This is a genomic window from Neobacillus driksii (assembly GCF_013409995.1).
GTDB lineage: Bacteria > Bacillota > Bacilli > Bacillales > Cytobacillaceae > Neobacillus > Neobacillus driksii.
Genome location: NZ_JACCBX010000005.1, coordinates 316116 through 337010 on the forward strand (window position 1 = coordinate 316116; position 20895 = coordinate 337010).

Here is a 20895-nt window from a genome sequence, read left to right on the forward strand (position 1 = left end):
CTAATCATAAATGAACCTATCGTTGACCCCATTTTTTTCGGATAAAAGCAATGCACAGGAATAGGATTGGCAGGATAATTTGTAAAAGGGTATGTACATAGGTAACATAATATTTAAATCCAATTTCGATATGTTCAACGAAACTGGATGCGGTTACTAGTGATAACGGTGGAATGATGGATCCAAGTCCAAGGCAGACCGACCGAGTCTGTTTTAAACTCAATAATTGAGAAATTCCAACAGCTGCCGCAAAAGTAAACGCCCCTACCTTAAAAAACACTCCCGCTACCATCATTAGAATGACAAGTGCGTCAAAACGCTCGAGAAAATCTGCAACCGATACCATTTGCGTAGCGGATAGAAGGGAAAAAATATCCCTGCTGTAAATTTCCGGTCCTAAAACAGATATCATCATAATCGAGTTAATAGTTAACAGCAGACCGCCTACCAAAATGATTGACATCCCTATCCTTCTAGCATGCTTACTATTTCCCAAATGAGGAAATAACATCATAATCACAATGGTTTCTCCAAACGGGAAATTAATCGCAGTAGGAAAAGCGTCTTTCAACACTGGCATTAATCCATTTCCTAGTATAGGAGTAAGATTTTTAATATCAAATTGATCTACGCTAAAGAGTAGAATCCAAATAAGAATCAGAGAAAAAATATAAATAGGAAAAACGATTTCTGCCATTCGGGCAAACGTTTCCACTCCACCTCGGAGGCAATAAATCATCAGCACCATAAAACTTGCAATGACAACAAAAATCGGAGTTTCAGATAGAATCGTTGTTACAATAAGATCGCCTAATTCCCTGCTTGCTCTAGCAGCAGAATAGGTAAAATGTAAAATATAAAGCAAAATGACCGGATAGGAAAGAAACTTCCCGATAATCTTAGGCAGCATTTCAACCAGTGAATCGCCTGGATAATAGGCCGCTAATTGGGTAAAAACAGCCATTAAGATTAAGCTGCCTGACATACCAATTAATATAAAAATCCATGCATCCTGCTTGGAATTTAAGCCTAAACCTAAAATAATTGCTGTCCCTAATACATAACCAACCATTAAATAAAAAAGTTGGAGCCCACTAATTTTTTCCGTATACATCCTATTCACCTTCTAGCGAGCTAGCCTATAATTTGGTAATGAATTTTCCTTTTCTTACTATTTTCAAATATGTAACAAGTTATGCATATAACAAAAAACCCCCGCCAGTCCGATGACCAGCAGGGGTTTGATTGATAACTAATTATTGTTTTCCTGTAACCGTTAGACGGTTGATGGCACGTTGCAGGGCTAGTTCAGCACGGCGGAAATCAGTGTGTTCCGCTTTCTGATCTTTCATACGCTGCTCGGCACGTTCTCTTGCTCTTAGTGCACGTTCCACGTCGATATCCTCTGCTTTTTCAGCGGCTTGTGCTAGGATCGTTACTTTTTCAGGACGAACTTCAAGGAAGCCACCACTCACAGCAACAAGATCTGGTTCTTTGCCTCCAGCCTTCTTGAGGCGTACAACCCCAATTGCAAGCGGAGCAACCATAGGAATATGTCCTGGTAAAATACCTAGCTCACCACTTTGAGCCTTGGTACTGACCATTTCCACATCAGACTCATACACCGGGCCATCGGGAGTAACAACACTGACTTTAATCGTCTTCATTTTTTACCCTCCTGACAGGCTTTAGGCCTCTACACCCATGCGTTTTGCATTTTCCACTACGTCTTCAATACGTCCAACTAAGCGGAATGCATCTTCTGGAAGGTGGTCATACTTACCTTCAAGGACTTCTTTGAAACCACGAACTGTTTCTTTAACAGGTACATAAGATCCTGGCTGTCCAGTGAACTGTTCAGCAACGTGGAAGTTCTGTGATAAGAAGTTTTGGATACGACGTGCACGAAGTACCACTAACTTATCATCATCAGAAAGTTCATCCATACCTAGGATCGCAATTATATCCTGTAATTCACGGTAACGTTGTAAAGTTGATTGTACTTGACGAGCAACATTGTAATGCTCTTCACCAACGATTTCAGGTGACAATGCACGTGAAGTTGATGCAAGTGGATCCACCGCAGGGTAGATACCCATCTCAGAAAGCTTACGCTCAAGGTTTGTTGTCGCATCTAAGTGAGCGAATGTTGTAGCAGGAGCCGGATCCGTATAGTCATCGGCAGGTACATAAATCGCTTGAATGGATGTAACAGAACCTTTATTTGTAGAAGTAATACGTTCTTGTAATTTACCCATCTCAGTAGCAAGTGTTGGCTGGTAACCTACGGCAGAAGGCATACGGCCTAATAGCGCAGAAACCTCAGAACCTGCTTGCGTGAAACGGAAGATGTTATCCATGAAGAAAAGAACGTCCTGTCCTTGCTCATCACGGAAATATTCAGCCATTGTCAAACCAGTCAGTGCAACACGCATACGTGCTCCTGGCGGCTCGTTCATTTGTCCGAATACCATCGCTGTTTGTTTGATAACGCCTGAATCTGTCATTTCATGATAAAGGTCATTACCTTCACGTGTACGCTCACCAACACCAGCGAATACCGAAATACCGCTGTGCTCTTGCGCGATGTTATTGATTAATTCCTGGATTAATACGGTTTTACCTACACCGGCACCACCGAAAAGACCGATCTTACCACCCTTAATATAAGGAGCAAGTAAGTCTACTACTTTAATACCAGTTTCAAGAATTTCTACTTCAGTAGAAAGATTTTCAAACGTTGGTGCTTCACGGTGAATGGAATCACGACGAGCACTTGCTGGAATTTCCTCCTTAAGGTCAATTGCTTCACCTAGTACGTTAAATACACGGCCAAGTGTTGGCTCACCTACTGGTACGGAAATTGGAGCACCTGTATCGGTAACTTCCATTCCACGCATTACACCATCAGTGGATGCCATCGCAATTGTACGAACCGTATCATCACCTAAATGAAGGGCTACTTCAAGAGTTAAGTGGATATCAACTTCAGATTGACTTTGCGCTTTGTATTCAATACGCAAAGCGTTATGAATCTCAGGTAAATGGCCATTTTCAAATTTAACGTCAATAACTGGCCCCAAAATCTGAAGAACGCTTCCTTTGTTCATCATTTTCCCTCCTATCTTACTTTGTCACAAAACCCCTTTTAAAAAAGGAACGATGTGAATCTCACTTTGCTAGTTATCATCCTTAAAATGCAGTCGGGAACGATGAACTCATTCCCTCAGCTAGGACTTATCATGGCCCCAAAATGGGGGTTATTTAAAAATATGATTCTACTCTAGTGCAGCCGCACCGCCGACGATTTCTGCAATTTCTTGTGTAATCGCTGCTTGACGAGCACGGTTGTAAATAAGTGAATAATTTTTGATCATTTCTTTCGCATTATCAGTAGCGTTTCTCATCGCAGTCATCCGGGCTGCATGCTCGCTCGCTTTACTGTCTAAAAGAGCGCCATAAATTAAGCTCTCAGCATACTGAGGAAGGAGAACGTCTAAAATTTCTTCTGCAGATGGCTCGAATTCATAAGAAGTAAGCTTTGAAGAAGTTGAAATATCCGTTAGTGGAAGCAGCTTCTTCTCAGTAACTTCTTGAGTAATGGCACTTTTATAATGCGTGTAATATAAGTAAAGTTCATCGAAGGTTCCATCGGAGAACATACCTACTGTACTACTAGTAATGTCTTTAACGCTTTCGAAGCTCGGTTGATCGGATATACCAACAATTTCGAGATCGACATTAATACCACGTTTTGCAAAGAAGTCACGTGCAACACGACCGATTGCAATAATCGAATATTCATCTTTCGATTTGTGGCGATTTTGGATTGTTTGAAACACACGACGGATCACGTTACTGTTAAAAGCACCAGCTAGACCACGATCGGATGTCATAACAATATAACCGGTTTTCTTGACAGGTCGAGATTGAAGCATTGGATGATTAATTCCGTTGCTGCCCATTGCGACAGCCACAGTAACTTCCTGGATTTTCTCCATGTAAGGAACAAATGCTTTTGCATTCATAACTCCACGGTTCCATTTAGCAGCGGATGTCATCTCCATTGCTTTGGTAATCTGACTCATCTTTTTAGTAGAATTAATACTATTTTTTATATCGCGTAATGATGCCATAGGTTCTCACCACCCTCTTACAAAGATTGTGTTTGGGGTTAAACAGTGGTGACAGGCACGGTTTTGGGTGCCTGTTACCACTGTTTAAACACCTTATACTAAATGTCAGACCCTACTTATTCGGAAACTGCGAACGTCTTTTTGAAGGCGTTAAGTGCAGCAGCCATATCGTCATCAGAAGGAAGATCTTTCGTCTTCACAATATGGTCTAACAAGTCTTTGCGGTTGTGGTCTAACCAATTAAGGAATTCTGATTCAAAACGACGGATATCTTCTAATGGAATATCATCAAGGAATCCGCGTGTTAATGCATATAGAATTGCTACTTGCTTTTCAACAGAAAGCGGCTTGTGAAGATCTTGTTTAAGAACTTCAACGGTGCGGGCACCGCGGTTAAGCTTCGCTTGTGTAGCTTTATCAAGGTCTGAACCGAACTGTGCGAAAGCTTCTAGCTCACGGTATGAAGCAAGGTCAAGACGCAGTGTACCTGCTACCTTCTTCATCGCCTTGATTTGCGCGGATCCACCTACACGAGAAACGGAAAGACCTGCGTTGATCGCTGGACGAACACCGGAGAAGAAAAGGTCAGATTGTAAGAAAATTTGTCCATCTGTGATGGAGATAACGTTTGTTGGGATATAAGCAGAAACGTCACCTGCTTGTGTCTCGATAAATGGCAATGCAGTGATCGAACCAGCACCTAGTGTGTCGTTCAATTTTGCGGCACGCTCTAATAAACGGGAGTGCAAGTAGAATACATCCCCTGGATATGCTTCACGACCTGGAGGACGGCGAAGTAATAGGGAAAGCTCACGGTATGCAGCCGCTTGTTTTGATAAATCATCATATACGATTAGGACGTGCTTGCCGTTATACATGAATTCTTCACCCATTGCAACCCCAGCATAAGGAGCTAAGAATAACAATGGAGCTGGTTGTGAAGCAGATGCAGTTACTACGATAGAGTACTCTAACGCACCATGCTTACGAAGGGTTTCAACGGCACCACGTACTGTTGATTCCTTTTGACCAATTGCAACGTAGATACAGATCATGTTTTGACCTTTTTGGTTCAAGATTGTATCGATTGCAACAGACGTTTTACCTGTTTGACGGTCTCCGATAATTAACTCACGCTGACCGCGGCCGATTGGCACAAGTGCGTCAATCGCTTTAATACCTGTTTGTAAAGGCTCATGAACGGATTTACGAGCCATAACGCCTGAAGCTACTGCTTCAATCGGGCGAGTTTTTGTTGTATTGATTGGACCCATACCATCAACTGGTTGTCCTAAAGAGTTAACAACACGACCAATTAGTTCCTCACCTACTGGAACCTCCATGATGCGTCCTGTACGTCGAACCTCGTCACCTTCTTTAATGTCAGTGTAAGGTCCAAGAATGATAATACCAACGTTATTTGCCTCAAGGTTTTGAGCCATTCCCATAACGCCGTTTGAAAATTCAACAAGTTCTCCGGCCATGACATTGTCGAGGCCATGAACACGTGCGATACCGTCACCAACAGAGATAACTGTACCTACATCACTCACTTGAATTTCAGCCTGATAGTTTTCAATTTGCTGTTTTATCAGGGCACTAATTTCTTCAGCTTTGATGCTCATGAGTTTCACCCCTATCTACGAATCTTAGCTTAACAATTTACGTTCTAAACGGTCTAGCTTTCCGCGCAAAGAGCCGTCGTATATACGGTTTCCGATACGGAGCTTAACGCCGCCGAGCAGTTCGGAATCCACGATATTTTCAATTCTTAGTGATTTCTTGCCAATCTTTGCTGCAAACGTTGCAGAGATTGCCTCACGTTCTGCTTCTGTAAGCTCACGTGTGCTGTAAACTTCAGCTTCAGCAACTCCCTTTTCATCATTTACTAATTCAAAGAATTGGTTAGCTACTTCAATGATCTCGTCTTCACGGTGGCGATCAATCAAGATCAAAAGTGTATTAAGTACATATGGATTTACCGTTGAAAAGGCTGCTTTTAGTATCTCTTTTTTCTTATCAAGTGTAAGTTTTGAAGAGTTTAGTACTGCCTTTAAATCAGCATTGTATACCATAACTTCCTTTACTACACGAAGTTCTTCTTCTATTACTTCAAGAAGCTGTTGTTCTTTTGCGATTTGAAAAAGAGCCAACGCGTAGCGTTTTGCTACCATGGAGTTGCTCATCGCTTTTCTCCTGCCTCTTGAATATATTCGTTAATCAGTTTATCTTGGTCTGCTGCATTCAATTCTTTTTCTATCACTTTAGAAGCAATTAAGACAGACAAGGAAGCAACTTGTTCACGAATAGCGGCAACCGCTTTTTCTTTCTGCTGCTCAATTTCAAGCTTCGCAGACTCTTTTATGCGATCTGCTTCAGTACGAGCTACAGCAATAATTTCTTCACGCTGAATGTCGCCTTGTTTTTTCGCATTTTCAATTAAAACTTGTGCTTCTGAGCGAGCTTCTTTTAAAAGAGAACGCTGCTCTTCTAATAGTTTCTTTGCTTCAACGCGACTTTGTTCTGCCGCTGAAATTTCTCCAGCAACATGCTCTTCACGCTGTTTCATGATGCCCATTAAAGGACCCCAAGCAAATATTTTCAGCAATACCATTAAGATGATAAACATAACAAGTTGGAAAATAATATCTCCCCAGTTTACACCAGAATGTGCTGCTGCTTCAGCAGAACCTAATACAAAACTATTTGTTAACACCTGCGATTCACTCCCTTCAAGGTCTTTCCTTAAAACAACCTATATATCAGTCGAAATAATTGTCGAAATCAATCGTTTATGTATATGAATGAACATAAACGAATGGCGAAGGTTCTCACGAATGATCTTCGCCATTTATATGAACACGAGTGTGCTCGATTATTGACCTTGAACCATGAACGCGATAACAACCGCGATGATAGGAATCGCCTCAACTAACGCAACCCCGATGAACATTGTAGTTTGAAGCATACCGCGAGCTTCTGGTTGACGAGCGATACCCTCTACAGTTTTTGATACGATAAGACCGTTACCGATACCAGCACCTAGTGCTGCTAAACCAATTGCGATTGCTGCTGCTAAAAGACCCATTTGAAAATTTCCTCCTTTAATGTATAAAAAAATGAATTCTTATTTTTTGTTCTTATGAAAAGAACGGTTTTTATGCTAATGGTCGCTGCTCACTTTGTGAGCTAAGTACACCATTGTTAACATACAGAAAATAAAAGATTGGATGGCACCGACAAAGACTGAGAAGCCTTGCCATACTAGCATTGGCAGTGCAGCGGCAATTGTTCCGCCCACACCGGTTGCTAAACCAGCTGCGAGTAAGCTTAATAAAATTTCCCCCGCATAGATGTTTCCGTAAAGACGGAGACCGAGAGTCAGAGTATTTGCAAACTCTTCAATAATTTTAATCGGGAACATAAACCAGAATGGTTTAAAGAATTCCCTTCCATATGCTCCTGCACCTTTCATCTTGACACCATAGTAGTGAGATAATCCTACTATCAATGTGGCTAAGGTCAAGGTTACAGCAGGATCTGCTGTTGGAGATTTCCACCAAAGAACTCCGTCAACTACAATTGAGAATGGTAGTCCCAGCATATTTGCTACAAAGATATACATGATGATGGTAATTCCGAGAATATGGAATCGTCCGCCATCTTTCCAATCCATCGTACTGTTAATAATGTTTTTAACAAAATCCATAACCCATTCCATGAAGTTTTGCATTCCGGTTGGTTTCATGGCCAGTCTACGAGTGGATAGGACGGCTAACAAAAAGACAATTGCACTAGCTATGGTAATCATCAAAATGTTTGCCAAATTAAATTGGAGCCCAAGAAACGTAACTATTGGAGCTTCGTGATGCAACAGTATTCACCTCGCTTCCCCCGCTATTTATCTGAAAATAAATTGTGCGTAAAAAAATCTATCATAATGACAATGTAGGATGTCATTAATCCTATAACCACACTAATGAGATGAAACTCTTCAGGATACCTCATTGTGATGACAATCGCCAGTGCACCGGTTGCCATTCGTGAAAAAGATCCAAGTGAACGAACCGTTCTTCCTTCAGCAGCCGCTTGTCCAAATTTGTCGATTTTTCGAGCCATCAACCACAAATTAAAAAGGCTCAAACTTGTCCCAAGAATCAATCCAAGAAAGATTGATTGCTGCGAAGTGAACCCCCAGCCAAGCACATAAAAAGACAATAAAAAAAACATCCACTTTCGCTGTCGGGTAAACATTGTTTGAAATTCTGGCATGGTTGTTTTAATCTCCTGAATAGAACTTGCGGATTGAAAAGAGCATAGAGTAAACCCCGGCCGCTAAACCTATAAACAGTCCAATTATTAAGAAAATTGGTTCGGTACCCCACACTTTATCCAGCCATCTGCCTGCAAAAATCCCAATTAAAATGGAACCAACAAGGGACGCTAGGATTGCGGACATTAGGGCATAGGCCTTGAGCGGATTGCGGTTTTCATTACGCATAATATCGCATCCTCACCTTTAGAGAATACATCAAAAAACGAGGTTTATGTACGTATGAGAATGTGTCGAATTTTCGATAATTTTGTCAAATTACATGAAAACCCTCTCATTTTACATCCTTTGTTAGCATACCTCAGCCATTTTCCAATGTCAATGGATTTACGTGAATTAATCCACAAACTATTCTGAGTAATTCCTTCCATTTGGGGGTTTTTGTTAACACTATAATTGTAGTGTAATTAGGCGATATTTTAGCGCTGTAATTGTGACAATTTTGTGAACAAAATTGACAAGGAGTGGCTTCGTATGTCCACCCCTTTCTGTCTTAGCGAACGGCTTCTCCGATTACGAGCATTGTTTCAATAAAGTCTTCCTTTCCAGCCTTTTTGGCGAACACCTTCGCAAGATAAATGCCATCAGGAGGGAGATTTTCTTCTATTATTTCCTTGCTCATCAATCCTTTCTTAACATTCTGATTGGTGTCTAAGAAGCCGACAAATCGGAAATCATCTGGATTGAAAAGAGCAATACCAAACTCCTCCGCACCTCCTGGCAGGTACACTTCATACCGGTAAGTTCCCTGCCGATCGCCATCCTTAAAGTCAAACCCCATTACCCTCGGGTAATTTGGTTCTTCAAGAACATAAATATAAGGGATTTGGATTGGATTTGCCCCGGCATGGATGGTTAGATAACCATCATGAATTTTCCCCTTCAACTCAGCAGGATTTACTTCTAATTCCAGCTTTACATCCCGCGCCTCTCCAGGCTGCAGTGTAAACGCCAGCGGGAAACTCCATTTCAAACCATCTGCCTGCTTTGGAATGTCGAACGTATAACGTACAGGTTTATCACCTAGGTTCTCTACATGTAAAAAGGTCTTGTGATTGTCCCCTTCACTTTCAAACTTTCCAAATCGAAGTGAACTTGGACTGACAAGGGAAGTCGCTTTCACTGCTTCATTCACCTGAATTCTCCCTGCACCCTGCTCATACGTCCGATATAGTTTTCCGTTTTTCTCTAACGGTTTAGCTGTATTCATTAACGCCGCCTTAATTTGATCTGGTGTCCACTCTGGGTGTGCCTGTTTAATTAGTGCACATGCACCCGCCACATGTGGTGCCGCCATGCTCGTGCCCTGCAGTGAAAGATAGCCGCCAGGAATGGTTGAGTTAATTGCGACACCAGGCGCCACAATATCAGGCTTTACCTCCCAGGTGTCCGTTACTGGTCCGCGCGAACTAAAATCTGCAAGGAGGTCCTTTTCCTCTGAGATATTTATAGTTGCCAAGGTGTTCGGTTTGCTTTTTAAAAGCTCCCCATCCTTTTTCGTAATTGAACCGACCGGGATATCAATCTGCTCCTCGAGATTGCCCATAAAACCGCCACTTAAATTATTATAGATAATCACTGCCTTGGCTCCGGCCTCACGGGCATTTTTCGCCTTCTCAGAAAAGGTTATTTTCCCTCTTTTGATGAGAACAATTTTTCCCATGACTTCTTTTAAATCTGCTGCCGTGCCAATACCGCCATCTACGATTGGATACGAGCGGTCAATGTCCCAATTAGCGGACCCTTCCAGCGGTTGAATTCGTAATTTTTCCCGCATTCCTTCTATTAATAAATAAGGGACCTTGATCGTCGGGGTGGAAGCTCCAACCGATATCGCCTTCGAGGCGGTTCCAGGCGACCCCACTGTCCAAACATTTGGTCCAGAATTCCCCGATGCCGCAATCGCAACGATTCCTCTATCGACAGCTCTATTGAGAGCAAGGCTGATTGGCAGGTCGGGACCGTTGATATCGTTTCCAAGCGAAAGATTCATAATATCGACTTTATCCTTAATCGCCTGCTCGATGGCAGCCAGCACATTCTCGGTTGTGCCCCCGCCGCCAGGTCCGAGTGCACGGTAAGCCAAAATTTTTGCGTCGGGTGCCACTCCTTTTAATTTTCCATTCGCCGCAATAATTCCAGCAACGTGGGTGCCATGGACTGTCGCTCTTCCTAAGGTTTTCGTTTCCATAGGATCCGAATCATTATCGACGAGATCACGCCCGCCGGCAAAATTTCTTTTAAGGTCAGGATGTGTGTAATCCACACCTGTATCAATAACCCCCACGGTTACACCTTTACCCGTCAAGCGCCGATTTTGTTTATCAAAGAGACCGCGAATCTCGTCGCCGCCGATAATCTTAACCCCTTCCTCGCCCTGTGCTTTATATTCGTTCACAGGGGAAACGCTAATAATTTGCTTGCTGTTTTGTTGCGCCAGTTTCTCGATTGATTCCGGGTTCCCTTCTACAGAAAAACCATAAATCGCTTCTTGAAACACATGCCGTAGATGAATGTCCTTATATGGTTTAATGAGCAGCTGGATATCCTGAGGGGATTGCGGGTTATCAAGAACGACAATCGCAATCCGTTCTTTTGGAATCGGAGGTGTATCAAGTGAACGGGCCGAAGTGGTCGTTTGGAGGGAGAAAACAAGTACCAATAAAAGTGTCCATTTTTTCATGTGAAAAATTCCCCTTTTTTCATATCGTTTTCATTTAACGGGGAAAGTATGCAGTTTTTTGGGAGAGAGTATTTGGTGCCGCGTTTTTGGCCGGTGGATGGGAGGTTTAGGGCGAGCAGCAAGTACCTAGCTTTAGTCGGAGCAATTTTGAGAAATTCAGCAAGCTGTTTCCTAGTAATCGTTGGATTTAAAATTAGGAAATACTCCTTAATCGCTGCTAGATGTGCCTTCTTGGAAGCGAAATGACATATGTCGCACCGCCAACTGGCTGATATGTACTTCATTTTAAATGAGTTGCATTTCGTACACTGAACGCCTGGCTTTATGTCAGATGGGGAAAGATTATATTTTTCGAGGACATCAGGAATGATGATACGGTGTTCTTTCAGGAGGGTATCAGATAGTTGGATTAAAACTTTTTGCGTAATTCTAGGTTTCGTATACTTTGTTTCTAATTCCCTTATTTTATCGACCAAGGATTCTACATAAATTAATTTTTGAAAGATTTGCAAGTTATCAGAAGTTGTATCTATCATAGTAGACGTTTTACTAATCACCACTAGGCGTTCCACCGGTACTCCCTTAAATTGATGATCCTTTAGCCAATTATTGAATTGGAGATGGTGCCGTTTAACCTGCTGGATTGGGTTATCCATTCCTTCTTCCACGTTATTTAATTCTCTAATCATTAGGTCCGAACCTTTTTTAAAGATTAATTTACCCGATATATTCTTCACTTCAATGATTAAGGCAAATTTGGCTGATACCAGTAGCAAATTCATTTGAAATGACTTTTTGTCCTCCAATCGCAATCCATGAAATATGTAATATTCCTCTTCTGGTAAAAATGATAGATGGTAAGCCACATTCAGTTCTCCATAATACCCTTTCAGCCAAATTCGTAAATCTTTTTTTACCATTGGTCTTACTGGGTGCCCTTTTGGCATCCTTTTCAACAAAGATATACATTGTTCAGCCTGAACCGGAACGATTAGTTCTAATTTGATCACTTATTGTCACCTCTTTTTAGGAATTTGTTGTCTAAATTCTAGAAATATTGCCGAATTCCTTTACGGATTATTAGTAGATATGGTGAACATTATTGGAGGCTTTGAGTTTTGAACATTTCTCATGGTGTTTTGTACATATTTTCGTGGGTTTTGTACACTTTTCATGGGCTTTTGTACACTTTTCATACCCTTTTGTACACTTAGACAATATCTGGAAAAATACAATAAAAAACTGAGCAGACATCAGTCTACTCAGCTTCTACCAATCCTTATTTCGTCCCAAACAACCGATCCCCAGCGTCACCTAATCCAGGTACGATATAACCATGATCATTCAACTTCTCATCTAACGCAGCAATATAAATATCCACATCAGGATGTGCAACCTTAACAGCTTCTACGCCTTCCGGAGCCGCAATCAAACACATAAATTTGATATGTTTAGCGCCGCGTTTTTTCAAGCTTTCAATTGCCACATTTGCGGAACCACCTGTTGCGAGCATTGGGTCAACGACGATGAATTCACGTTCTTCCACGTCACTTGGCAGCTTGATGTAGTATTCGACGGGCATTAATGTTTCTGGATCGCGGTATAAGCCGACATGACCTACTTTCGCAGCGGGAATTAATTTTAAGATTCCATCAACCATACCAATTCCTGCGCGCAGAATCGGTACAATGCCCATTTTCTTTCCAGATAATACCTTAGACTTCGCCGGGCAGACTGGCGTTTCAATCTCGATATCTTCAAGTGACATATCTCTTGTGATTTCAAATGCCATGAGTGTTGCGACTTCGTCTACCAATTCACGGAACTCTTTGGTTCCTGTATTTTTATCACGAATGTATGTAAGTTTATGCTGAATAAGTGGATGGTCGAAGACGTATACCTTTGCCACAATAATCGCCCCTTTTATATAAAAATTAACTTCGTCTCATTGTACAGAAAAAAATCACAATGAGCAACACCCTAAAGCGGAAGCGCCTTGAACAGGGGCGACAGGCATAAGACGAGCCGGCATGAAGGTTGTTCTTTAACCTTCTTGACGGATTGGCTTAGACCTGAGAGCCCCTAGGCGCTGGAGCTATACAACTCACATAAAAAGAAATCGACCCACAATGGAGTCGATTTCACAGATGTTTAATATTCAGGATAAAGCGTGAATTTACCTGTTAAAGCTTCAACACGAGCAGCCGCTTCCTTAAGCTTCGCTTCGTCTTCATGATTTTTCAAAGTAAATGCAATAATTGACGCGATTTCGTCCATTTCTTCTAACCCAAAACCACGGCTTGTAACAGCAGCTGTACCAATACGGATACCGCTTGTTACAAATGGGCTTTGTGGATCGAATGGAATCGTATTTTTATTAACGGTAATACCGACTTCATCAAGTACCTTCTCAGCAACTTTACCAGTTAAACCAAGTGTCTGCATATCTAAAAGAAGCAAGTGGTTATCGGTACCGCCAGAAACAAGTCTAATGCCCTCTTTTTGCAATCCGTCAGCTAAACGCTTTGCATTCGCAATAATTTGACCTGCATATTCTTTAAAGCTGTCTTGAAGAGCCTCTCCAAACGCAACTGCTTTTGCAGAGATTACATGCATTAATGGACCGCCTTGAATTCCAGGGAAAATTGATTTATCAATCTTTTTGCCCCATTCTTCTTTACAGAGAATCATTCCGCCACGAGGTCCGCGAAGTGTTTTATGAGTAGTAGTCGTAACAAAATCAGCATATGGAACCGGATTTTGGTGAAGACCAGCAGCAACTAGACCCGCAATATGAGCCATATCAACCATTAAGTATGCGCCCACTTCATCTGCAATTTCACGGAACTTCGCAAAATCAATTTCACGCGGATAGGCACTTGCTCCAGCCACAATCATCTTTGGCTTATGCTCACGTGCTTTTGCTAAAACATCATCATAATTGATGCGGTGAGTGGTTTCATCTACACCATACTCAACAAAGTTATATTGAACACCACTAAAGTTTACTGGGCTTCCGTGTGTTAAGTGACCGCCATGAGAAAGGTTCATACCAAGAACAGTGTCGCCTTGTTCAAGGACCGTAAAGTAAACAGCCATGTTTGCCTGCGCGCCAGAGTGTGGCTGTACGTTTACGTATTCTGCACCAAAGATCTCCTTCGCACGATTACGAGCAAGATCCTCAACAATGTCCACGTATTCACAACCGCCATAATAACGGCGGCCTGGATAGCCTTCTGCGTATTTATTGGTTAACACAGAACCCTGTGCTTCCATTACCGCTTCACTTACAAAGTTTTCTGAGGCAATTAATTCGATTTTTCCGCGCTGACGGCCTAATTCCTGTTGAATCGCTTCAAATACCTGCTTGTCCTGATTAGACAAATGCTTCATGGTAATCCCCCCTGTATGTATGAACCTGAATTAATCTTTTGAAAATTCCCTCTATATAATAGCACGTTTCTCTCTAAAAGAGAAATGGGGATTCGTAAAATCCCCGTTTTTTTTATTTTACCCTATTAATTCAATTAAGAAAATACCCTATATACGAACATTAGATTAAATTTAATCAAAATCGTTCGTATAAAGGAGTCAATTGCAGCTCGAATTACCCGGATTCTTTTCATACACCGCTCGCGCACCGCCAATTAGTTTTGGCCGTGTCTTCGCCAACGTTACATGTGCATGTCCAACACTTTTCTGGGTTACTCTGATAGGTACAGCAACATGTTTCAAGTGCATACCAATGAAGGTTTGACCAATATCAATCCCTGCGTCCGCCTTTAAAAATTCAACAACAACGGCTTCCGAAAATTCTTCAAATGCATAGGTTGCCATTGCCCCACCAGCGGTTCTAACAGGAACAACGGAGACTTCTTCCAATCCACGTTTAATAGCCTCCGCACGTTCAATCACAAGCGCACGGTTTAAATGTTCACAGCATTGGAAAGCTAACGCGACACCTGTATCCTTTGCAAACTGACTTAATTGACGAAAAATCATTTCAGCCACTTCACTTGTACCGGCAGTTCCAATTTTCTCGCCGATTACCTCACTCGTACTACAGCCGACTACAAACAGCTGACCTGGCTTTAAGGAAGCCTGGCTTTGAAATTCAAAAAGAATGGTTTCAAGCTCTTTTTCCCATACTTGAATCATCGTTTCATCCTACTTCTGCTCGTATTCGCTGATTTTTCCAACGCGAGTGGCATGACGACCGCCTTCAAACTCTTCTGTCAGCCAAATTTTTGCAATATCACGTGCAAGCCCAGGACCGATAACACGCTCACCCATTGTCAGCATATTGGTGTCATTGTGAGCACGTGTTGCTTTTGCACTAAAAGTATCGTGCACAAGTGCACAACGAATTCCCTTTACCTTATTTGCGGCAATGCTCATTCCAATTCCGGTACCACAAATTAAAATTCCTCTATCAAACTCACCACTTGCCACTTTTTCAGCCACTGGCAGAGCATAATCCGGATAATCTACTGATCCTTCACAATCACAGCCGAAATCTTGGTATTCAATACCAAGCTCATCCATTAAACTAGCGATTTCTTTGCGGATATTAACCCCGCCATGATCAGATGCTAATGCTACTCTCATATTAAAAACCTCCCTATTAATCCTATTTAATCAAATATATAACTCAACTTCGATTACTGTCCAGCTCCAGGCGCCATCGGCTTGAGACATAAGCCTGTCTAGTTCCGGCTCGTCTTATGCTTGTCGCCGATAAATAGGCGCTTTCCGCTTTTCTGACTTAATATTGACATACCGATAAAAAAATATAAAGCCCTCAACACTGAGGGCTTTACATTTTTTCAATTGCTTTTGTTATTAACTTGTCGAGTTCTTGGTAGGTCTCCTGATAGATCTCCACACTTCCGCCAAACGGATCGACCACATCGACATCATAGGCCTCACCTGTAAACTCTTTTAAGGTAATAACTTTACCCGCTGTTTCGGGATATTGTTGAAGAATTACATTTTTGTGGGAACCCGTCATCGTTAAGATTAAATCTGCCCAATGAACAGATTCTAAGGTTAGCATGTTGGATGAATGATAATGTTCGATATGATGATCTTCCAGGACTTTTTTGGCATGAGGAGACGCCTCACTTCCCGTTGCTGCATAAATCCCCGCAGACTTTACTTCTAGGCCGTCAATCTTTTTACTTTTTAAAATCGCTTCAGCCATAGGGCTCCTGCAAGTGTTACCTGTACAAACAAATAAAATGCGCTTCATGCGGCATGCCCTCCTTTTTATTATGTATCTATACTATCATTTTTCCATCTCTAATGAAAAAACCTTTCACTGTTATACGGAAAGGTTTTATAAAAAAGGAAGAAGTAATTTAATTCCAAATGCGAGCAGGATACTTCCTCCAAGTGCTTCGCTATAGGAGCCAATCCAGCCTTGGGCCTTTCTTCCAAGCAGCAAGCCTGCCCATGTTAATATTGTTGCAACAACCCCAAAGCAAATAATCACCAAAATGGTTTTTGCTCCATAGATCCCTAACGTAAGCCCAAGGGAAAAACTATCGAGGCTCACACTTGTTGCAAAAATTAATAATCCAAATCCGACTGGTGTCATCACCGATTCCTCACTTTTTCTGAGGCTTGACCAAATCATTTGCACCCCGAGCACCATCAGTAATAATCCACCTACTATGGATGCAAAGGTCCCAAACTTATCTGATAAAAATTTCCCCGCGAGCATACCCAATAGCGGCATCCACACATGAAATAACCCAATCGTAATCCCTATTTTAAAAATTTGCCGCAGCCTTAACTTGAACATGCCCATTCCTAGACCTACAGAAAAGGCATCCATTCCTAGTGCAAACGCCATTAAAACAAGCGTCACCATTTCTCCAATCATCCCATACACGCTAACTCTACCCCCTCGGACTTGCCCTGATTTAACATATGCACGTCCAAAAGGATTTAGAATTAAGAAAAGCGCAAAGCCCCCAGCGTAAAGGCAACAGTAGAAGACGAGCCGATGCGCCTGGAGCTGGACAATTCCAAAAAAACAGGCCTCCTTCTTTAAGGAGAACCTGCACCTACTCACTAATTATTTTGTTGCCAGCGGCCTTTTGCAATCGATTCATGATCGCATGACCTACTCCGGTATTCGGGAACATTTCACTATAAATAATATCCACATTTTCCTGGTTAAACTTCCGTAATGTTTCATAAAGCGCCGTAGCCACACTTTCAAGCTCACTTCTTTTGCCACAAGCGATTGCGACATCACTAGGATAAGCCTCGACACTTTCCTCCGTTGTGAGCACGCCGACACGCAGCCCTTCCTTCTGCTTTTCTGCTATTAAACGTCGCAAAAAAGAGGGACTTCCATTTACTAAATAGAGCGGTGCGTTTGGAGCATAATGCTGATACTTCATGCCAGGAGCTTTCGGCTTTGAAGCTTCATTAAGCAGCGCAGAGTCGAGACGTACCTCACCCACAACAGCTTCTAACTGCTCCTTCGTCACCCCACCTGGTCTTAAAATTACCGGAATTTCCTCCGTGCAGTCCAAAACTGTTGATTCTACACCGACACCCGTCGAACCGCCATCAAGCACACCGGCAATTTTTCCGTTCAAATCCTCAATGACATGCTGTGCATTTGTAGGACTTGGTTTCCCGGAGCTATTCGCACTCGGTGCTGCAATCGGCAGCTGGCATTTTTTCAACAGTGCTAATGCCAAAGGATGATCCGGCATTCTAACCGCGACAGTCTCCAAGCCAGCAGTTGCTTTTTCTGACAAGACTCCATCCTTCTTTTTAAAAATAATCGTCAAGGGTCCCGGCCAAAACGCATCCATCAAAACAGCCGCTTTTTCCGGAACCTCCGTAACAAACGCATTGAGTTGCTGTTTGTCTGCAATGTGGATAATCAGTGGATTATCGCTTGGTCTGCCTTTCGCAGCAAAGATTTTTTCCACAGCCACATCACTTTCAGCATTACCCCCTAAGCCATAAACCGTTTCTGTAGGCAGTGCAACCACTTCATTTTCTTGTAAAAATTGAGCGGCATCCACAATCTGTGGATTATTTTTAAGGTTATCCACATATTTATCCACTTTCCAAACTTTTGTGTTCATAGTTATCCACCTTTATCAAAAGCGCAAATGATATCGAAATTTGCCGAATTTAGGCTCTTTGTCTCATATTCCATTTGAAAGTATAGTAGAAGGTGGGGATAAACACAACCCTTTGTCCACAATTTGTGTATAACTTTTCCGAAAAAGTGGATAACTTTGTGGATTAATCCACAATTATAGTGAAAATTTCAAAAATAACGAGTTATCCACATTAAATACATGTCGAATATGCTCTAAGCTATACATTTCCTCAGGTAATTGGTCCCGTGCCACCTTCTCAAACCCAAGCAACTCAAAAAATGACAGCGCCACTCCCTTATTAGTCGCCAAAAACAAACTTCTTAACCCTTTTTCCTTCGCTAATTGCATCATCTGTGTGATCAACAGGAAAATATCCTTTTCAGCTTGTCCCGGTGAAACAACCAACGAACGCAATAATCCACACTCTGCGAATACTTCCATTCCAAGTGTACCCTTAATCGCCCCATCCTCATCCTCTAGCAATAAAAAGAACTCCACAGTTTCCTCACTTAGTCCTTCACAACCTAGATTCGCCCTTGTCAAAAACTCTCTTAAACCGTTCAAATCCTCTTTGTTCGCGCAACGAATAACTGCTTGCATTCCTACCACCTCTTTTAGTTGATACTCTATTACTATGAAAAGCTAAGAGAGTTAGAACTAGAATTACTAGAAAAAAATAGCCCGTCCTGCATTCAGGACTGGCACTTTACTAGATATCTGCGTTAAGCCAACGCGATACCCACTCTTATTTAAAAATACCCTCAAACATTTCAACAACAAAGAATTTTACTTTAACTGGTTTTTCATCTTCTGCAGTATACACTGGAGCTTCCTTTACTGCTTTCTTTTTAACAGGTGTTTGTTTTTCCTCTACTACTTCTTTCTCAACTGGTTCTTTTACTTCTACTTTCTTTCCTTCGACAACTTGCTTAACTTCTTTTTCTACTATAACCTGTTTTACCTCTTCAACTTCTTCTTCGATCTGCTCATCTACTTTAACCTGTTCTTTCTTAGCATTTACATTCTTAACGGAATTTGTCACTTTCTCTTCTACTTCTTCTAGTTCTTCCGAAGCTTCTACCACTTGCTCTTCCTTCTCAGCTGCATACGCCTTATCTTCAAAACCATCACTTTGTACAGCTACCCCATTAGAAAAATCTAAGAAACATAATGGCGGGTAAAGCACACACCACCAGTTAGCGCCTGTCCCTTCACCCAAGGTAATTAAGATCGCTTGGTACTCGCCTGCTGGATATAAAAACTCACCATACAATTTAGTTGGAAACTGAACTTTCCCAAACTCCACATTTACACTCTGAGAGGACCCTTGCTCTGCGACAACCTTTTCTGCAATGGCTTGAACCTCTGGCAGCTTTGAATTAATGACTGTTTTTGCTTTTTCTAATGATGTTAAATCCTGAACCCATAGCGTGATTTGTGCATTGACTGCGTCACGGACCTTTCGTTTAATTTCCTGATCCTCTGCACTATCGCTATTTGCTAGAATTCGAAGGCGAATCGCCTCAGCTGGAATAACGATCGAATCCTTCGCCACCGCTTCCGTTTTTGGCATATATAAGTTTAATATCGTTCCTAACGATAAAATGATTAAATAAGACCACACCAAAACTTTACTGTTCATATTCATATTCTCGCACCGTCCCTTCACTATCCTCATTGTGGACAAATGCCAAGAATCTTAAACTAGTAAAATTAAAAAAAACTAGATTTTCTTTTACGAGAAAGATGCAAAATAAAACCCGCTGCTAGGAGCGGGTTTTTATGTGTATTAACGGAAGCTTCCGCCTAATTGCTGCTCAGCCATACTTACTAAACGCTTTGTAATTTCGCCCCCGACAGATCCGTTGGCGCGTGAAGATGTATCGGCTCCAAGCTGTACTCCAAATTCTTGTGCAATTTCATACTTCATTTGTTCAAGTGCCTGTTCTACTCCTGGAACTAAAAGCTGATTGCTATTGTTGCTTCTTGCCATTTTGTATCATCTCCTATAGTGTAATTGTTTTACACTTATAGTTTGGAATGAGATAGCTTAAGTTATTCGTAATACATTGTTGGTAACTTTTGGATTCATAGCCTTCCAAAAAGAATGCAAACTAACAGAGATGTTGGCATCTTTTTTTAGAAGGTGGTGAAAACATGTCTAAACAGAAGAATAAGAAAGTACAGCATAATCCTGCTATGCCCAAAACAGATGTGGAATTTGCGCATACTGGACTTGAAAAAGTCGCATTAAAAGCCCAGGAACGACAACACAATAAGTAATCACAGGAAATGCGATGCTTCGGTCACGAAGGATCGCTTTTTTTATGTAAGGTTCTTTTCGGCTTGAGCGATTTGTCCTCAAGACCCTGAATTAAGGACTAATCCCTCTGCCATGCCATTCGATTTGTCCTCAAGACCCTTGATTAAGGACTAATCCTTCCGCCAAGTCCTGCGATTTGTCCTCAAGACCTTGAATTAAGGACTAATCCTTCTGCTATGCCATTCGATTTGTCCTCAAGACCCCGGATTAAGGACTAATCCTTCTGCCACGCCATTCGATTTGTCCTCAATACCCTGGATTAAGGACTAATCCTTCTGCAACGC

At 41.8% G+C, this 20895-nt stretch carries 24 protein-coding genes; 1 reads left to right on the forward strand and 23 read right to left on the reverse strand.

The genetic code is table 11. The features are described from left to right. Positions 1-16: 16 nt before the first annotated feature. From F4694_RS13425 to F4694_RS13535, 23 genes are all read right to left on the reverse strand, one after another. Positions 17-1114 carry a GerAB/ArcD/ProY family transporter gene (locus F4694_RS13425; protein ID WP_179598662.1) on the reverse strand — a complete coding sequence of 366 codons (1098 nt, stop codon included), beginning with the start codon at positions 1112-1114 and terminating at the stop codon, positions 17-19. 142 nt (positions 1115-1256) lie between these two features. Continuing rightward, positions 1257-1667 carry a F0F1 ATP synthase subunit epsilon gene (locus F4694_RS13430; RefSeq protein ID WP_179598665.1) on the reverse strand — a complete coding sequence of 137 codons (411 nt, stop codon included), beginning with the start codon at positions 1665-1667 and terminating at the stop codon, positions 1257-1259. Positions 1668-1688: 21 nt separating this feature from the next. Beyond that, complete coding sequence (gene atpD / locus F4694_RS13435; protein WP_179598667.1) at positions 1689-3110, reverse strand: F0F1 ATP synthase subunit beta; 1422 nt, start codon at positions 3108-3110, stop codon at positions 1689-1691. A 168-nt stretch (positions 3111-3278) separates the two neighbouring features. Further along, a complete protein-coding gene (atpG, locus tag F4694_RS13440; protein WP_179598669.1) occupies positions 3279-4136 on the reverse strand; it encodes an ATP synthase F1 subunit gamma in 858 nt (285 codons plus the stop codon). A 116-nt stretch (positions 4137-4252) separates the two neighbouring features. Further along, positions 4253-5761: a F0F1 ATP synthase subunit alpha gene (atpA, locus tag F4694_RS13445; RefSeq protein WP_179598671.1), complete on the reverse strand. Its 1509-nt coding sequence runs from the start codon at positions 5759-5761 to the stop codon at positions 4253-4255. A gap of 24 nt (positions 5762-5785) precedes the next feature. Next, positions 5786-6322: a F0F1 ATP synthase subunit delta gene (locus tag F4694_RS13450; protein WP_179598673.1), complete on the reverse strand. Its 537-nt coding sequence runs from the start codon at positions 6320-6322 to the stop codon at positions 5786-5788. Further along, the gene (locus tag F4694_RS13455) at positions 6319-6852 is read right to left on the reverse strand and encodes a F0F1 ATP synthase subunit B (RefSeq protein ID WP_179598675.1); all 534 of its coding nucleotides are present in this window, start codon (positions 6850-6852) and stop codon (positions 6319-6321) included. The genes F4694_RS13450 and F4694_RS13455 overlap by 4 nt, the downstream gene beginning before the upstream one ends. Before the next feature lie 159 nt (positions 6853-7011). Then, positions 7012-7224 (reverse strand): F0F1 ATP synthase subunit C, encoded by a 213-nt coding sequence (gene atpE, locus F4694_RS13460; RefSeq protein WP_053368380.1) that lies wholly within the window; start codon positions 7222-7224, stop codon positions 7012-7014. Between the two features lie 75 nt (positions 7225-7299). Beyond that, positions 7300-8010 (reverse strand): F0F1 ATP synthase subunit A, encoded by a 711-nt coding sequence (gene atpB, locus F4694_RS13465; RefSeq protein WP_179598677.1) that lies wholly within the window; start codon positions 8008-8010, stop codon positions 7300-7302. A gap of 23 nt (positions 8011-8033) precedes the next feature. Beyond that, positions 8034-8408 carry an ATP synthase subunit I gene (locus tag F4694_RS13470; protein ID WP_179598679.1) on the reverse strand — a complete coding sequence of 125 codons (375 nt, stop codon included), beginning with the start codon at positions 8406-8408 and terminating at the stop codon, positions 8034-8036. Between the two features lie 7 nt (positions 8409-8415). Next, the gene (locus F4694_RS13475) at positions 8416-8637 is read right to left on the reverse strand and encodes an AtpZ/AtpI family protein (protein ID WP_179598681.1); all 222 of its coding nucleotides are present in this window, start codon (positions 8635-8637) and stop codon (positions 8416-8418) included. 325 nt (positions 8638-8962) lie between these two features. Then, on the reverse strand, positions 8963-11152 hold the full coding sequence (locus F4694_RS13480; protein ID WP_179598683.1) for a S8 family serine peptidase: 2190 nt from the start codon (positions 11150-11152) through the stop codon (positions 8963-8965). Next, the gene (locus tag F4694_RS13485) at positions 11149-12162 is read right to left on the reverse strand and encodes a nuclease-related domain-containing protein (RefSeq protein WP_179598685.1); all 1014 of its coding nucleotides are present in this window, start codon (positions 12160-12162) and stop codon (positions 11149-11151) included. The genes F4694_RS13480 and F4694_RS13485 overlap by 4 nt, the downstream gene beginning before the upstream one ends. A 269-nt stretch (positions 12163-12431) precedes the next feature. Continuing rightward, positions 12432-13061, reverse strand: coding sequence for a uracil phosphoribosyltransferase (upp, locus tag F4694_RS13490; protein WP_179598687.1), 630 nt, complete (start codon positions 13059-13061; stop codon positions 12432-12434). 242 nt (positions 13062-13303) lie between these two features. Continuing rightward, on the reverse strand, positions 13304-14545 hold the full coding sequence (gene glyA / locus F4694_RS13495) for a serine hydroxymethyltransferase (RefSeq protein ID WP_179598689.1): 1242 nt from the start codon (positions 14543-14545) through the stop codon (positions 13304-13306). A gap of 198 nt (positions 14546-14743) precedes the next feature. Beyond that, positions 14744-15310 (reverse strand): TIGR01440 family protein, encoded by a 567-nt coding sequence (locus tag F4694_RS13500; RefSeq protein ID WP_179598692.1) that lies wholly within the window; start codon positions 15308-15310, stop codon positions 14744-14746. 9 nt (positions 15311-15319) lie between these two features. Further along, positions 15320-15760 carry a ribose 5-phosphate isomerase B gene (gene rpiB, locus F4694_RS13505; RefSeq protein ID WP_179598694.1) on the reverse strand — a complete coding sequence of 147 codons (441 nt, stop codon included), beginning with the start codon at positions 15758-15760 and terminating at the stop codon, positions 15320-15322. Positions 15761-15968: 208 nt separating this feature from the next. Continuing rightward, positions 15969-16403 carry a low molecular weight protein arginine phosphatase gene (locus F4694_RS13510; RefSeq protein WP_179598696.1) on the reverse strand — a complete coding sequence of 145 codons (435 nt, stop codon included), beginning with the start codon at positions 16401-16403 and terminating at the stop codon, positions 15969-15971. Between the two features lie 87 nt (positions 16404-16490). Then, the gene (locus tag F4694_RS13515) at positions 16491-17039 is read right to left on the reverse strand and encodes a manganese efflux pump MntP (protein WP_257029245.1); all 549 of its coding nucleotides are present in this window, start codon (positions 17037-17039) and stop codon (positions 16491-16493) included. Between the two features lie 184 nt (positions 17040-17223). Beyond that, positions 17224-18267 carry an L-threonylcarbamoyladenylate synthase gene (locus tag F4694_RS13520; RefSeq protein ID WP_179598698.1) on the reverse strand — a complete coding sequence of 348 codons (1044 nt, stop codon included), beginning with the start codon at positions 18265-18267 and terminating at the stop codon, positions 17224-17226. A 174-nt stretch (positions 18268-18441) separates the two neighbouring features. Next, positions 18442-18888 (reverse strand): GNAT family N-acetyltransferase, encoded by a 447-nt coding sequence (locus F4694_RS13525; protein ID WP_179598700.1) that lies wholly within the window; start codon positions 18886-18888, stop codon positions 18442-18444. A gap of 145 nt (positions 18889-19033) precedes the next feature. After that, positions 19034-19930 carry a stage II sporulation protein R gene (gene spoIIR, locus F4694_RS13530; protein ID WP_179598702.1) on the reverse strand — a complete coding sequence of 299 codons (897 nt, stop codon included), beginning with the start codon at positions 19928-19930 and terminating at the stop codon, positions 19034-19036. Positions 19931-20077: 147 nt separating this feature from the next. Then, positions 20078-20281: an alpha/beta-type small acid-soluble spore protein gene (locus F4694_RS13535; protein ID WP_179598704.1), complete on the reverse strand. Its 204-nt coding sequence runs from the start codon at positions 20279-20281 to the stop codon at positions 20078-20080. Positions 20282-20445: 164 nt separating this feature from the next. On the opposite strand from F4694_RS13535, the gene F4694_RS32180 reads away from it, so the two are divergent. After that, entirely contained in the window at positions 20446-20571 is a 126-nt protein-coding gene (locus tag F4694_RS32180) for a hypothetical protein (protein ID WP_257029233.1), read from the forward strand. Positions 20572-20895: the final 324 nt, after the last annotated feature.

Bases quoted from the DNA above. Each gene is read 5' to 3' on its own strand.
- F4694_RS13515 (WP_257029245.1), bottom strand. From the start codon at position 17,039: ATGATTGGAGAAATGGTGACGCTTGTTTTAATGGCGTTTGCACTAGGA.
- F4694_RS13475 (WP_179598681.1), bottom strand. From the start codon at position 8,637: ATGCGTAATGAAAACCGCAATCCGCTCAAGGCCTATGCCCTAATGTCC.
- F4694_RS13535 (WP_179598704.1), bottom strand. From the start codon at position 20,281: ATGGCAAGAAGCAACAATAGCAATCAGCTTTTAGTTCCAGGAGTAGAA.
- F4694_RS13510 (WP_179598696.1), bottom strand. From the start codon at position 16,403: ATGAAGCGCATTTTATTTGTTTGTACAGGTAACACTTGCAGGAGCCCT.
- F4694_RS13525 (WP_179598700.1), bottom strand. From the start codon at position 18,888: ATGCAAGCAGTTATTCGTTGCGCGAACAAAGAGGATTTGAACGGTTTA.
- glyA (WP_179598689.1), bottom strand. From the start codon at position 14,545: ATGAAGCATTTGTCTAATCAGGACAAGCAGGTATTTGAAGCGATTCAA.
- F4694_RS13430 (WP_179598665.1), bottom strand. From the start codon at position 1,667: ATGAAGACGATTAAAGTCAGTGTTGTTACTCCCGATGGCCCGGTGTAT.
- F4694_RS13425 (WP_179598662.1), bottom strand. From the start codon at position 1,114: ATGTATACGGAAAAAATTAGTGGGCTCCAACTTTTTTATTTAATGGTT.
- F4694_RS13520 (WP_179598698.1), bottom strand. From the start codon at position 18,267: ATGAACACAAAAGTTTGGAAAGTGGATAAATATGTGGATAACCTTAAA.
- F4694_RS13450 (WP_179598673.1), bottom strand. From the start codon at position 6,322: ATGAGCAACTCCATGGTAGCAAAACGCTACGCGTTGGCTCTTTTTCAA.
- atpG (WP_179598669.1), bottom strand. From the start codon at position 4,136: ATGGCATCATTACGCGATATAAAAAATAGTATTAATTCTACTAAAAAG.
- F4694_RS13470 (WP_179598679.1), bottom strand. From the start codon at position 8,408: ATGCCAGAATTTCAAACAATGTTTACCCGACAGCGAAAGTGGATGTTT.
- atpE (WP_053368380.1), bottom strand. From the start codon at position 7,224: ATGGGTCTTTTAGCAGCAGCAATCGCAATTGGTTTAGCAGCACTAGGT.
- F4694_RS13480 (WP_179598683.1), bottom strand. From the start codon at position 11,152: ATGAAAAAATGGACACTTTTATTGGTACTTGTTTTCTCCCTCCAAACG.
- F4694_RS32180 (WP_257029233.1), top strand. From the start codon at position 20,446: ATGTCTAAACAGAAGAATAAGAAAGTACAGCATAATCCTGCTATGCCC.
- atpD (WP_179598667.1), bottom strand. From the start codon at position 3,110: ATGAACAAAGGAAGCGTTCTTCAGATTTTGGGGCCAGTTATTGACGTT.
- atpA (WP_179598671.1), bottom strand. From the start codon at position 5,761: ATGAGCATCAAAGCTGAAGAAATTAGTGCCCTGATAAAACAGCAAATT.
- F4694_RS13500 (WP_179598692.1), bottom strand. From the start codon at position 15,310: ATGATTCAAGTATGGGAAAAAGAGCTTGAAACCATTCTTTTTGAATTT.
- rpiB (WP_179598694.1), bottom strand. From the start codon at position 15,760: ATGAGAGTAGCATTAGCATCTGATCATGGCGGGGTTAATATCCGCAAA.
- spoIIR (WP_179598702.1), bottom strand. From the start codon at position 19,930: ATGAACAGTAAAGTTTTGGTGTGGTCTTATTTAATCATTTTATCGTTA.